Source organism: Kushneria phosphatilytica (assembly GCF_008247605.1).
Classification (GTDB): Bacteria; Pseudomonadota; Gammaproteobacteria; order Pseudomonadales; family Halomonadaceae; genus Kushneria; species Kushneria phosphatilytica.
This window is the reverse complement of the sequence record NZ_CP043420.1, coordinates 3,378,451-3,391,778: the sequence shown is the minus strand read 5'-3', so window position 1 is coordinate 3,391,778 and position 13,328 is coordinate 3,378,451. Positions and strand designations below refer to the sequence as shown.

The window sequence follows — 13,328 nt, the reverse complement described above, 5'->3', positions numbered from 1 at the left end:
CGGGCAGGTTACTTCAGACCGAACAGATGCGGCAGTGCCAGCGAGAGGGCGGGGATGAAGGTCACCGCCAGCAGCACCACGACCAGCACGGCGTAGAACGGTAACAGCGGTTTGATCAGATGCTGCAGCTTGACCCCCGAAACGGAGCAGCCGACAAACAGCGCGCTGCCCACCGGTGGCGTCAGCAGCCCGATACAGAGGTTGAACACCATCATGATGCCGAAATGCACCGGATCGATGCCGAGCTGGGTCGCGATTGGCAGGAAGATCGGGGTAAAGATCAGTACCGCCGGGGTCATGTCCATGAAGACGCCGACAATCAGCAGCGCCAGGTTGATCATCAGCAGGATCACGATCGGGTTGCTGGAGACTGACAGCAGGGTGTCGCTGATCGCCTGAGGGATGCCGGAGACGTTCATCGCCCAGGACATGCTGACCGACAGACCGATCAGCAGCAGTACCACCGAGGACATTACCACTGACTCCAGGATCAGTTTCGGCAGCTGGCTGAACTTCACCTCACGATAGATCAGCACCGAGAGCACGAAGGTGTAGACCACCGCGATCGCCGAGGCTTCGGTGGCGGTAAAGACGCCGCCGAGAATGCCGCCGATCACCACCACGATCATCATCAGGCTGGGAATGGCACGCAGAAAGGCTTGCGTGGCCTGCTTCAGCGTCGGCCGCTCGGCAGTCGGATAGCCACGCCGTCTGGCAATGATGCCACCGGTCAGCATCAACCCCAGCCCCATCAGAATACCGGGGATATAGCCGGCCATGAACAGGGTGGCGATCGACACCCCGCCCGAGGTCAGCGAGTAGACGATCAGCACGTTGGAGGGCGGGATCAGCAGCCCCGTGACACAGGAAGAGACGTTGACCGCGGTGGAGTAGGGCGCCGGGTAGCCTTCGCGCTGCTGGATCGGCCCGAGGGTGCCACCGACCGCTGCCGCGGCGGCCACCGCCGAACCGGAAATGGCGCCGAACATCATGTTGGACATGATGTTGACGTGCGACAGCGAGCCCGGCAGCCGGCCAACCAGAACCTGAGCGAAGTCGATCAGCCGTTTGGCAATGCCGCCGCTGCTCATCAGGGTGCCGGCGAGAATGAAAAACGGAATGGCCAGTAGCGTGAAGCTGTCCAGACCGGTGGCCATGCGCTGAGCCACGATCGAGACCGCGACATCAAACGGAAAGGTCAGCAGCATGGTGATCACGGTGGCAATACCGATCGAGAAGGCCACCGGCACACCGAGGAAGATCAGCAGGAAGAAACTGCCGAACATGGTCAGCATCGAGGTATCCATCAGCGGGGCTCCTCACGCTCGTTCAGGCTCGCAGAACGGCTTGCCGCCGTTTCCGCGGCCACGGCTTCATAGTGGTCGCCCGGCGCAGCCAGCCCCCCGACCCGATGCTGCTCGGGTCGGATCAGATCCATCAGATGACCGATGCAGAACAGCACACAGTAGTAGCTCATCACCACGCCGCTGATCGGCAGCACAAAATAGATATAGCCCATGGGAATGCGCATGGCGGGTGAGAGCTGCCCGGAGGAGAACGATTTGTCGATCAGCCCGAGTCCACCATAAGTAATGACCAGCAGCGCAAAGGCCATCATCATGGCATTGATCAGAAGACCCATGGCCGCCCTGCCGCGCGCGCCCATGGCATCGGTCACCAGGTCGATGGCCAGATGGCGCTGCAGGCCCACGGTATAGGCCGCGCCCAGCAGACCGACCCAGATCATCGAGTAGCGGGCGAGTTCTCCGGTGATGGTACTGGGCTCGGCCAGCACATAGCGGCTGAAGACCTGCCACACCACACAGCACACCAGCGCCACCATGACGATAACAGTCAGGGTGGCGATGACGGCATCAACAGGTTTCTTGAAGGTTTCAAGCGTCATGGAAGACTCACAGAGTGACGACGCATCAACGACACCGGGCCGGGTCGGCTCACCGACCCGGCCCGACCCCAGTACGGCAGATCAGCTCTGCGGCTGATCATCACTGGACTCTTCGGCCTGGCGAATCTGCTTGAGCAGTCTGGCGTGCTCGGGATCCTGCTTGTACTCCTTGTAGAGCGGCTGCACGGCCTTGCGGAAAGGCGCCTTGTCGACCTCGACGAAGTGCGCGCCCATCTCTTTTGCCTGCTCGCGCGCCTGCTGGTCGACCTTGTCCCACAGCTGCTGCTGGTACTTCTCGGAGTCGTGCACGGCCTTCATCAGAATCTGTTGCTGCTTCTCATCCAGCCGATTCCAGGTGGAGGTGGAAACGGTCAGGAAATCCGGCACCGAAGTGTGCTGATCCTCGGAGAAGTATTTGGCGAGTTCGACGTGGCGGGTCTGCACATAAGAGGGCACATTGTTCTCGGCACCATCAACCACACCCTGCTGCAGCGCGCTGTAGACTTCGCTGAAATCGATCGGGGTAGGCGAGCCGCCCATCAGCTTGATCATGCTGATGGTGGTCGGCGAGGACTGAACGCGGATCTTCATGCCCTTGAGATCGGCCGGCGTGCGAATCGGCTTGCTGGCGTAGAAGCTGCGATACCCGGCGACATAGGCGCCAATGGCAAAGAAGCCCTTGTCCTTGGTGGACTGCATGATCTGCTGTCCGATCGGGCCGAAGACCACCTTTTTGAAGTCGGCCTGATTGGGGAACAGATAGGGCAGATTGAACACCGAATAGACATCATCGAAACTTTCCAGATTGCTCGCTGATGCGTGCACCAGATCCAGCGCGCCATTCTGCATCTGTCCCAGCATATCCTGGGTGCCGCCCATCTGGCCGTTGGGGAAGATGCGCAGATGCATGCTGCCATCGGATAGCTGCTCGATCTCATCGGCCATGTGACGATAGGAGCGCGCCACCACGTGATCTTCATTGAGGGCGTGCCCCAGCCGCAGGGTGACGCTATCGGCCGCCTGGGCCGGCAGTGACAGCAGCCCCACCATGGCACTCACCGTGGCCAGAGCCAGGGGCGCAAAGCGGGACCGCAGGGTCGGTCCGGAAGTATCGGATTTGGCAAGACTCATCAAAACACTCTCCCGCGCAAGGCAAGTGGCAACATCACACCGAGTTGTCAGTTATATGATGTCATTCATCTGTGCGTATTTGATAAAGGCCGCAGCCCTGGCTGTCGATGGGGACTTTAGTCCTGGGGAGAGAGCGATTCGGCGTCAGACCAGCAGTGACGGCGCTGTATCACTCCGGAAGGCCGACCTGGACTTTAGGTGAAGTTACGTCTGTTCATCCGAGTCGGGCGCCTCAGGAGCTGCAAATGTGAACAAGGGTGACAACACCCGGACCTGGTATCGACTGCCGGATCATAAAAGCCGATAACCCCTACACAAGCGGCTGACGACACGTGAGCCGTAAAGGATACGGCATCCATGGGAAGTGGAGGGGGCAGGCAATGAGCAGATACTGGCACAGGATCAGCGTCAAATACGCAGTCGCATTTATCGGGGTCGCCTTGTCACTGCTGCTGGTGGTGGCGCTGGATTTCCTGCTGATGAACTCGGTCAAGCAGCGCATGCATGAATTCAATCATGTCTTCGGCGAGGCCAGTGACGCCATGCTGAATGCTGATCGTGATCTCTATCAGGCACGTGTGGCCGAAATGGGTTACCTGCGTGCGCTGCCGGATTCTCCGAAGGCAACTCAGCAACTTGAAAGCTATCGGGAAAATGCGCAGCAGGCGCATGACCGAGTGAAGAAGTTTGCAACGCTGCTGGCCGGTTATCCAGCCATTCTGGAAACGTTAAAGGAGTTCGACACTCGCTATGCCGCCTGGCAGGCCCAATCCCAGCGCACTCTCGACCTTCATTCGCGGGGGGAGCTGGCAGCGGCCGAAGCGCAGCTCGAAGGAGCCTCGCTGACCAGTTTCGAATCGCTCAGAGAGCTTTATGATCTTGCCGAACAGGCCGCCGAATCGGGTATCGCGGCACTGGAGGCACAAACAATGTCGAATATCAGTACCAAGCAATATTCGGTGCTGGCGTTCAGTGTGCTGGTGTTTGCCGCTGCAGTAGTCATAGCCTTGTTCGGTCCGCTTCTGATGTCGCGTGCCATTCGCCAGCTCACCGCCCGTATCCGCGAAATCACCGAGGGAGATGGTGACCTGACGGCACGCATCGACACGAAGCGGCAGGATGAAATCGGCGATCTGGCACGCCAGTTCAATGCCTTCATTGCTCGTATCGATACCATGCTGCAATCGGTGTGCGCTGATGCCATCAGCGTACGCAACGCTGCCAACGAGATCGACGACAGTACGCGCGAACTCTCGTCACGCACTGAACAGGCTGCGGCCAATCTGGAGGAGACCTCGGCCTCGATGGAGCAGATTACCTCCACGGTGACCAACACCTCGGATGCTGCCGAGCAGGCCAATCAGCTGGCGCTGTCGGCGATGGATGTCGCGCGGCAGGGGCAGCAGGCGATGCGCGACATGGAAAACACCATGGCCGAAATCAGTACGTCGGCTTCACAGATCAGTGAAATCATTACCCTGATTGACGGTATTGCCTTCCAGACCAATCTGCTGGCGCTCAACGCCGCGGTTGAAGCTGCCCGTGCCGGTGAACATGGCCGCGGTTTCGCCGTGGTGGCCCAGGAGGTGCGACAGCTGGCCAGCCGCTCCAGTGACGCGTCCCGTGACATTCGCGAGCTGATCGATGCTTCGGTCGCTCGTACTCATCAGGGGGCGAGTCTGGTTCAGACCACGGGCAGCACCATGGAGCGTATCGTCGAGAGCGTCGAACGGGTTACGCACATGATGGGTGAGATCAGCGATGGTGCCCGTGAGCAGAGTCTGGGGATCGGCCAGGTCAATACGGCGGTCAACGAACTTGATAGCACTACCCAGCACAATGCAGCCATGGTGCAGCGGGCAGGTTCTGCCATCAGCGATCTGCGCGCCCAGGCGGATCGGCTCAACGCCCTGGTGGCTGCCTTCCGGCTCTCGAACGATGGATCGGCACCTGGGGCTGCTGTACCGTCGGAATCCGTGGCTGCCCCCACTCTGACTGACCGGCACGCCACGGTGTCTGCGATACCTCGAGCGCGTGTGGCGAAGCGGGAGCAGGAAGTGGCGGAAGAGTGGACCACCTTTTGAAAGATCAGCGATATCGACCGTGCTTCGGCACGGTCGATCCGTTCAGGGGAGTCGGCACATGGCCAGCGCACTGATCGTGGATGATGATGTCGAGATTCGCATGCTGGGTGAATTGCTGATGCGTCAGCAGGGGTTTGAGGCCTGTTCGGTCAGTGGCCTTGAGGCACTGGCCGGTCAGCCCGAGCTGTTGCGCAGCGATGTGATTCTGCTGGATTTTGCCCTGGGCGCATTTACCGGGCTCGATGTGATGGAATTCCTGCATGATCTGCGTTTCAACGCGGCGATCATTCTGGTCAGCGGCTGTGACCGATCGACGGCGGAGAAAGCCCTTGAAGCCGGGCGACATCATGGACTGCGCATGCTGGGCTTTCTGCCCAAGTCGCAATTGATCGGTGGGTTGAAAACTCTGCTGAGCAGTCTGCACAGCGAGAATGCATCGCTGACAGGGGAGGATCTGGATCAGGCCATGACACTGAGACAGTTCTGTCTTGCCTATCAGCCTCAGGTTGACCTTGCGACCGGTGTGGTCAGAGGCGTTGAGGTACTGCTGCGCTGGCAGGACCCTCGGCGTGGCCTGCTCTATCCGAACGGTTTTTTGCCACTGGCCGAAGAGACCGGACGTATGGTCAAACTGGGCTGGCATGTGCTCGAACTGGCATTGGCTCAGCAAAAGCGCTGGCTGGCTCAAGGCTGGTCACTGGAAATGTCCGTGAATATTCCCGCTCAACTGTTGAGCGAAGAGCGCTTGTTGAGGGATGTCGATGTATTGATCGCACACCATCACCTGCGGCCTTCCGGGATCACCCTGGAGCTGACCGAGTCCGCCGGCATTTCCTGTCTGAGCTACGCTCGTCATCTGCTGACAGAGCTTCGCCAGCGCGGCTTTCGCCTCTCGCTGGATGATTTCGGTACCGGATTTGCCTCCATGACCCAGCTCTATCGACTTCCATTCGATGAACTCAAGCTTGATCGCAGCTTTGTCTCCCGCTGCGATAGCGATTCCGACGCTCAGGCGATTACTTTCGCGGTAGTAGAGCTGGGGCGACGGCTCGGTCTGCGAGTCGTGGCCGAGGGCATTGAAACCGAAGCACAGAAAGCGGTGCTGGCAGAGGCTGGTTGTCCGTTCGGACAGGGCTATTATTTTGCACAGCCCATGTTCGAAACCGATTTCAGCCTCTGGTACGCGCAACAGCGCAGTCGCGAGATCATGAGGGCCTGAAATCACATCATCAGGCACCGGAGGAAGGCTGGGCGTGGCCAGAGTGAAGGAGCATGCCGCCGGTATGCAGTGCTTCGGCCAGCTTGTGGTGTAACTGAACCAGATGTTCGAGCCGGATGTGCAGGGCTGTGGCAGAGGCTTCGAGGGCCTCGTTTTCAAGTACGGCGGCTGCCTGTGCCATGGCATGACACCCCAGTGAAGCCGAAGCACCCTTGAGCGAGTGTGCCTCGCGCTGAAGTCGACTTCGATCATTCAGCGCAATGCATTCGCGAAGACCGATCAGACGCGTATCAAGGCGTTCCAGATAGGTGCGCACCAACTGATCGAGGGCTTGCGGATCAAGAGTCTCACGCAGCTCGGTGCAGATCGTTTCGTCCAGCATGGGAGACGCCATCGACGCGGCTGTATCCGAGGCGGGTATACCTGTCGCGGCTGGCGCGGGAGTACCCGAATGGTCAGCCTTCGCCAGGAACCTTCCCAGCATTCGGTGCAGATCGGCGCGAGTAAAGGGTTTGCAGAGGACGTCATCCATGCCGCTTTGCAGACAGCGTGCGCGGTCTTCCGCCATCACGCTGGCGGTAACTGCAATGATGGGCAGATGTGAGTCGCTTTCTTCTGCTCGCCAGCGGCGGGTGGTTTCCGGGCCGTCGAGCAGCGGCATCTGCATATCCATCAGCACCAGTGCGATGCGTGGCAGCCCTGGATCAGCCAGCCGTTTCAGGGCATCGACACCGTTGTCCACCACTTCAACCGTTTGCCCCAGATGTTCCAGCATGGCTCGGGTCAGCGTCTGATTGACGGGATTATCCTCGACCACCAGCAGGGTATGGTGTGCCAGCGGCAGGGAGGGCGTCTCGGTAATGGGATGAGTCTCGTTGCCCTGAACGCTCTCCAATGGAATCACCACCCGGAAGCGACTCCCCAGACCAGGGATGCTATGTACTTCTATTTCCCCGCCCATGGCATAAATCAGTCGGCGACAGATGGCCAGACCCAACCCGGTGCCTTCATGGCGCCGGGCGATGGAAGCATCCACCTGGGTGAAGGGCGCAAACAGGCGTTGCTGATCCTCCGCGGCGATGCCGCAGCCGGTGTCACGCACATCAAGAGAAATCCATCCTTCTGACGTAACGGCCGCCTCGAGTCGCACCATGCCCTGGGGAGTAAACTTGAAGGCGTTACCAAGCAGGTTGGCCAAAACCTGGCGCAGGCGATTGATATCCCCGCAGACAAATCGTGGCAGCCCCGGATCGAGCCGGTGGCTGAAGCTGACCGAGCCATCGCGATCGAGCAGGTAATAGCCGGCGCACAGTTGCTCGAGAAAGGTGGGTAGTTCGAAGGGGCGATTATCCAGCTCCAGCACACCGGATTCGATCTTGGAATAGTCGAGAATGTCGTTGATGACCACTTGCAGCCCCGATGCACTCTGACGCAGGGCCAGCAGATAATTGCGGGCGCGCGATGACATGGCCTCTTCGCTCAGCAGCTCTGCCATGCCGAGTACACCGTTGAGCGGTGTCCTGATTTCATGACTCATCACCGCCATGAACTCCGACTTGGCCCGGCTGGCCTCTTCGGCGCGCCGCGCTGCAGCATCCAGCGCCTCGCCCTGCTGCTCCAGTTCTCTGGCTTTTTCCGTTCGCGCCTTTCCCTCTCTGAGCAGGGCATGGACCAGCACGCCGCCCGATGCCAGCATCAGGATCAGCAACAGCAGTACCAAAGCGTAGAGTTGACGCTGGGAATGATGCTCTTCGGCGCTTCTGGTGGCGACATGGGTATTGAAATCCACCAGTATTCTGCCGGTGAGCTGTTGTAGTTCCTGTGTCTGCTGGCGCAGTTTGGCAAGAAGGGCGCTATCGGGCGCTGCCTGCTTCTTTCGCAGCGGTGCCAGCTCGTCATCCATGGTTTCAATCTGCTGTATGGCAGCGCGCAGGCCCGGTTGAATACTTTCGACCCTGCTCGCTGCGTTGGCAATCTCGCCCTTGCGAAATAGACGCATAAGGCTGGACAGCGTCTGGTAATGCAATAACAGCGCATCGGTATCGACTGCGCCCGGGGTGAGCAGCACAAAGCGCAGTTCACGGACCTCACGATCGAGCTGATACCCTTCCCAGACCAGATCCTTCAACTGGTGGTGTTCCAGCGCATGCTGGCGCTGGAAAATGACGCCGCCGGTCACCAGCGCGGAAAAGAACAGCAGTAGCGCTGCAAAGCTCGCAATGCGGAAGCGGATCGCAAACGACGATGCAGGTCCAGACCGCCATGCCATCACCTGGGCGCCTTCAGTACCATGGCCGGTGCGGCGGCAAGAATCAGCAGCAGACCCGCCAGGGCTGCCCGGAAGCCTGGTGAAAAGAGACATTTCATGACGATGCCATCCTGCCGATAGAGGAAGAACAAAGTCTATTTCGGCCGGTTCCGAGCGAACTGTAAGCTCCTCTGACAGGTTTCCTGCAGCTTGCGATCTTCCGGCCAATGGCCCTGTGGCCCGGGAGGTGGGTATGTATATCGGTATCCTTGAGGATGATTCGGATCAGCAGGCATTCATTGTTCAGTGTCTGAAGCCGGCCGGGCATGTCGCGGTCGCGTTTGAGCGGGCCAGCGAGTTGCGTCGGGTCATGACGCAGAAAGCGTTCGAGCTGCTGATTCTTGACTGGCGATTGCCTGATGCCTGTGGCATGGATGTGATGACCCAGCTGCGTCGGCATGATGGCTGGCGAGGACCGATACTGTTCATCACCGCCAGTGATGATGAAGAAGCGACCGTGCAGGCGCTCGAGCGTGGGGCCGATGATTTTCTTGCCAAGCCCCTGCGTCCGCGCGAGCTGGTGGCCCGGGTCAATGCGCTGGGGCGCCGCGCCGGGCACTCCCTGGAGCATGTGCCGGAACGACTCGGCGTCCATGACTGGTCGGGTGGACCGGGAGATTTTCGGCTGGAGGGTCGGGTCATCACACTCACCGAGCGTGAGTATCGCCTGGCGGTACTGTTCATGACTCATCCCGGCGAGTTGCTCTCCAGGGCGCATCTGCTTGAAGTGGTCTGGGGCATCAGCGCACAGATCTCCACGCGGACCGTGGATACCCATGTCAGCCGGGTCCGGCGCAAGCTCGAACTGGATGGCCGTCATGGGCCGCGGCTGCGCAGCATCTATCAGTACGGTTACCGTCTGGAAGTGCCGGGTCAGGCAACGGTCGACGCTACCTGAAACAGGCGTGCTGACCACATCCCACAATATGGGAAGAAATTCTGCATATTGGGACAGCTCGTCGATCAGCGTATACTGCGCTCATGATCGAGACTTCCACTGCCCCTTCGGGCACCCAGGCGCTGATGCGGGGCCTCGCCGTGGTCGAGGCTGTCGCGGAAGGGTGCACCTCACTGGCCACCATCGGCGAACGTATCGATTGTTCGCGCAGCACTACCCATCGCCTGGTGGCCGCGCTGGTGAGTGCCGGCTACCTGCGTCAGGGGCCGGACGGCTATCGGCTGGGCAGCCACCTGATCGGCCTCGGTGCCCGAGCGCGTGAGCAGAGCCCGCTATCGGCATTGGCCCGCCCGATTCTCCTGCAGCTCGCCGAACAGTGTGGCGATACCGTGCATCTGGGCATTCGTGAAGACGACGATGTGCTCTACCTTGAAAAGGTGGCTGGTTCGCGCGGGCTGGAAATGCGCTCGCGAATCGGTCTGCGCATGCCGCTGGCACTCACCGGGGTAGGTCGGGCGCTGATGCTGATGCTGCCGGAGTCCGAGTGGCAGCGACTGTTCGAGCGCGCGCTGGCCGAACGCCCTGCCTCGGGTGTTATCACGCCGGCGCATGTTCCCCCCGAATGGCCGGACTACCGGGCACGGCTGCACGATGACGCCCGGCGCGGGGTGGTCTTCGATCTCGAGGATAATGAGCTGGGCATTCGTTGCGTGGCCGCACCGGTACGTGACGACAGCGGCGATATCGTTGCCGCCATCAGCGTGGCGAGTGCCTCCCCCTGGATGCCCGAATCCCGTCTGGACGCACTGGCCCCCGAGGTCAGTCATGCGGCACATCAACTATCCCGCGAACTCGGCTGGAGAGACTCATGAGCAGGCAACCCCGACTGATGGCCGTTGACTGGGGCACGTCTTCGCTGCGTGCCTGGCTACTGGATGATCAGGGCGAGATCATCGACAGCCGTGCCGAGCCCTGGGGTATTCAGCAGGTGCCCGATGGCGATTTCGCCAGCGCCTGGCGCCGCATTGCCGGCGACTGGCGCGAACACTACCCCGAAGTGCCGGCGCTGGCCTGCGGCATGATCGGCAGCCGTGGGGGCTGGCGTGAAGTGCCCTATGTCGATTGCCCGGCGGCACCGGAAGAGCTGGCCGAGGGCCTGGTCGAATTCGACACCGGTACGGGACCACTCACGCTGGTGCCGGGCATCATGCAGCACTCGGATGCTGCGACGGCGACCCTGCCCAACGTGATGCGCGGCGAGGAGACTCAGGTATTGGGAGCGCTCGAGCGTCAGCCGGCGCTGCGTAATGAAGCGCTGCTGGTCATGCCAGGCACCCACTGCAAGTGGGTCACGGTGCGAGAGGGCCGCATTACCGATTTCACCACGCACATGACCGGCGAGCTTTTCGCTGTGCTGCGCGAGCACTCCATTCTCGGTCGTCCGGCACGGGAGGTTACCACCGAGGCCAGCGAAGCAGTCTTCTGCGAGGGCCTGGATGTGGCTCGCAAGAGCGGCTGTGCGGGCACCAGCGGCGCTCTGTTCTCGGTTCGCAGCCGGGTCCTGGCCGGTGAGCTGACGCCCGAGCATTCGCTGGAGTACCTCTCGGGATTGCTGATTGGTGAGGAGCTGCGCAGCGTGCTGGCCGACCGTCACAGTTGTCCACCCCTGATGCTGATCGGGGATGACAGCCTCTGTCAGCGCTATCGATTGGCACTCGAGCGGTTCGGCATCGACGACGTCCATCTGATGGCGGATGCCAGTATCGCCGGGCTGTGGCGCATTGCCCGGGCCGCCGGGCTGATCAATGACCGCGAGCACTGATGATCAGGAGAGTCATATGTTCGAGCACTATCTGCAGGATCTGCCGCTGATCGCCATTCTGCGCGGCGTAACCCCCGAAGAGATCGAGCCGATCGGCGATGCGCTGTTTGAAACCGGATTCCGGGTGATGGAAATTCCGCTCAACTCGCCTCGTCCGCTGGAGAGCATCCGCCGGCTGAGCGCGCGCCTCGGCGATCGGGCGTTGATCGGTGCCGGTACCGTGCTGGACCCGGCGCAGGTCAGTGAGGTGGGCGAGGCCGGCGGTCGACTGATCGTCTCGCCGCACGGCGATACCCGAGTGATCGAGGCCACGGTGAAAGCCGGAATGGTCAGCTCGCCCGGTGTGGCCACACCGACTGAAGGATTCGCGGCGCTCAATGCCGGTGCTCATGGACTGAAGCTGTTCCCCGCCGAGCAACTCGGGCCGCAGGTGGTCAAGGCCTGGCGGGCGGTCTTCCCGGCACAGACCCTGCTGATGCCGGTCGGCGGTGTGACACCGGACAACATGCAGGCATTTGTCGATGCCGGCGCCAACGGTTTCGGGCTGGGATCGTCACTCTACAAGGCCGGGCGCAGTGTCGAGGAAGTGCGTGCAAATGCCGAGCGGTTTGCCGCTGCCTGGCGCTCGCTCGGGTAGATCAACATGCGTTGCGCTCGTATCGGAGGCAGATTTACGCAAGGGCGCTGTTAATCCATCCGTGGACGCTACTTTCGCCATCCATGGCGAAAGACCCTTGCTGCAATCTGCCTCCTGCCAGTGGGTTGAGCAGTTACCTTTTCCAATCACGTCATCCGGGATTTGCCTTATGAAAATCACTCGCCTGGAAACCTTTATCGTGCCGCCTCGCTGGTGCTTTCTGAAGATCGAGACCGACGAGGGCATCACCGGCTGGGGTGAGCCGGTCGTCGAAGGGCGCGCGCATACCGTGGCGGCGGCCGTCGATGAGTTGTCGGACTATCTGATCGGCAAGGACCCGCGCCACATCGAGGATCACTGGACGGTGCTCTATCGCGGCGGCTTCTACCGCGGCGGGGCCATCCACATGAGTGCGCTGGCGGGCATCGACCAGGCGCTGTGGGACATCAAGGGCAAGGCGCTGGGTGTGCCGGTTCACGAACTGCTTGGTGGGGCGGTACGTGACAGCATCCGTGTCTATTCCTGGATTGGCGGCGACCGCCCGGGGGATGTCGCCGGGGCCGCGAAGGAGCGGGCCGATCTTGGTTTCTCCGCGATCAAGATGAATGCCTCCGAGGAGATGCAGTTTATCGACTCCTATGAAAAGGTCGATGGTGTGATCGCGAATGTGGCCGCTATCCGCGAGTCGCTCGGCCCCAACTTCGGCATCGGCGTGGATTTTCACGGCCGTGTACACAAGCCGATGGCAAAAGTGCTGATGAAGGAGCTTGAACCCTACCGGCTGATGTTCATCGAGGAGCCGGTGCTCAGCGAAAATGCCGAGGCGTTAAAGGAGATCGCACCGCTGACCAACACGCCCATTGCCCTGGGTGAGCGCCTCTTTTCACGCTGGGACTTCAAACAGATTCTCGCGGGCGGTTATGTGGATATCATCCAGCCCGACCCGTCCCACTCCGGTGGCATTACCGAAACGCGCAAGATTGCCAGCATGGCCGAGGCCTGGGATGTTGCGCTCGCGCTGCACTGCCCGCTGGGGCCGATTGCCCTGGCGGCCAATCTGCAGCTGGATGCCAACTGCTACAACGCTTTCATCCAGGAGCAGAGCCTGGGCATTCACTACAACCAGGGCAATGATCTGCTCGATTACGTCAAAAACCCCGAAGTCTTCGCCTACGAGGATGGTTACGTGAATATCCCGCAGGGGCCGGGGCTGGGTGTCGAGGTCAACGAGGCGTATGTCCGCGAGCGTGCCGAGATCGGCCATCGCTGGCGTAATCCGATCTGGCGCCATGCCGACGGCAGCTTCGCCGAGTGGTAAAACGC

11 protein-coding genes are annotated in these 13,328 nt (G+C 60.9%); 7 read left to right on the top strand and 4 right to left on the bottom strand.

Features of this window, described 5'->3' with window-relative positions; translation table 11 throughout:
* Positions 1-8 precede the first annotated feature (8 nt).
* The 3 genes from FY550_RS15770 to FY550_RS15760 form a co-directional block, all read right to left on the bottom strand.
* Entirely contained in the window at positions 9-1,307 is a 1,299-nt protein-coding gene (locus FY550_RS15770) for a TRAP transporter large permease (protein ID WP_070979844.1), read from the bottom strand.
* A complete protein-coding gene (locus tag FY550_RS15765) occupies positions 1,307-1,906 on the bottom strand; it encodes a TRAP transporter small permease (RefSeq protein ID WP_070979842.1) in 600 nt (199 codons plus the stop codon). The genes FY550_RS15770 and FY550_RS15765 overlap by 1 nt, the downstream gene beginning before the upstream one ends.
* 81 nt (positions 1,907-1,987) lie before the next feature.
* Positions 1,988-3,037 (bottom strand): TRAP transporter substrate-binding protein, encoded by a 1,050-nt coding sequence (locus FY550_RS15760; RefSeq protein ID WP_199287820.1) that lies wholly within the window; start codon positions 3,035-3,037, stop codon positions 1,988-1,990.
* Positions 3,038-3,417: 380 nt separating this feature from the next.
* Here FY550_RS15760 and FY550_RS15755 point away from each other — a divergent pair, with 380 nt between their 5' ends.
* Together FY550_RS15755 and FY550_RS15750 are read left to right on the top strand one after the other, a co-directional pair.
* On the top strand, positions 3,418-5,121 hold the full coding sequence (locus FY550_RS15755; RefSeq protein ID WP_070979840.1) for a methyl-accepting chemotaxis protein: 1,704 nt from the start codon (positions 3,418-3,420) through the stop codon (positions 5,119-5,121).
* A gap of 58 nt (positions 5,122-5,179) precedes the next feature.
* On the top strand, positions 5,180-6,340 hold the full coding sequence (locus FY550_RS15750) for an EAL domain-containing response regulator (RefSeq protein WP_070979838.1): 1,161 nt from the start codon (positions 5,180-5,182) through the stop codon (positions 6,338-6,340).
* 10 nt (positions 6,341-6,350) lie between these two features.
* On the opposite strand, the gene FY550_RS15745 is transcribed toward FY550_RS15750, so the two are convergent.
* Positions 6,351-8,609 (bottom strand): hybrid sensor histidine kinase/response regulator, encoded by a 2,259-nt coding sequence (locus tag FY550_RS15745; protein ID WP_070979837.1) that lies wholly within the window; start codon positions 8,607-8,609, stop codon positions 6,351-6,353.
* Positions 8,610-8,841: 232 nt separating this feature from the next.
* Between FY550_RS15745 and FY550_RS15740 the strand changes: the two genes are divergently transcribed.
* The 5 genes from FY550_RS15740 (at position 8,842) to dgoD (ending at position 13,323) form a co-directional block, all read left to right on the top strand.
* On the top strand, positions 8,842-9,546 hold the full coding sequence (locus FY550_RS15740) for a response regulator transcription factor (protein WP_070979835.1): 705 nt from the start codon (positions 8,842-8,844) through the stop codon (positions 9,544-9,546).
* A gap of 83 nt (positions 9,547-9,629) precedes the next feature.
* Positions 9,630-10,418 (top strand): IclR family transcriptional regulator, encoded by a 789-nt coding sequence (locus FY550_RS15735; RefSeq protein WP_070979833.1) that lies wholly within the window; start codon positions 9,630-9,632, stop codon positions 10,416-10,418.
* Entirely contained in the window at positions 10,415-11,368 is a 954-nt protein-coding gene (locus tag FY550_RS15730; protein WP_070979831.1) for a 2-dehydro-3-deoxygalactonokinase, read from the top strand. Before FY550_RS15735 ends, FY550_RS15730 begins: the two co-directional genes overlap by 4 nt.
* Before the next feature lie 16 nt (positions 11,369-11,384).
* Positions 11,385-12,005, top strand: coding sequence for a 2-dehydro-3-deoxy-6-phosphogalactonate aldolase (locus FY550_RS15725; protein ID WP_070979828.1), 621 nt, complete (start codon positions 11,385-11,387; stop codon positions 12,003-12,005).
* Positions 12,006-12,174: 169 nt separating this feature from the next.
* Positions 12,175-13,323 carry a galactonate dehydratase gene (gene dgoD / locus FY550_RS15720; protein ID WP_149054654.1) on the top strand — a complete coding sequence of 383 codons (1,149 nt, stop codon included), beginning with the start codon at positions 12,175-12,177 and terminating at the stop codon, positions 13,321-13,323.
* Positions 13,324-13,328: the final 5 nt, after the last annotated feature.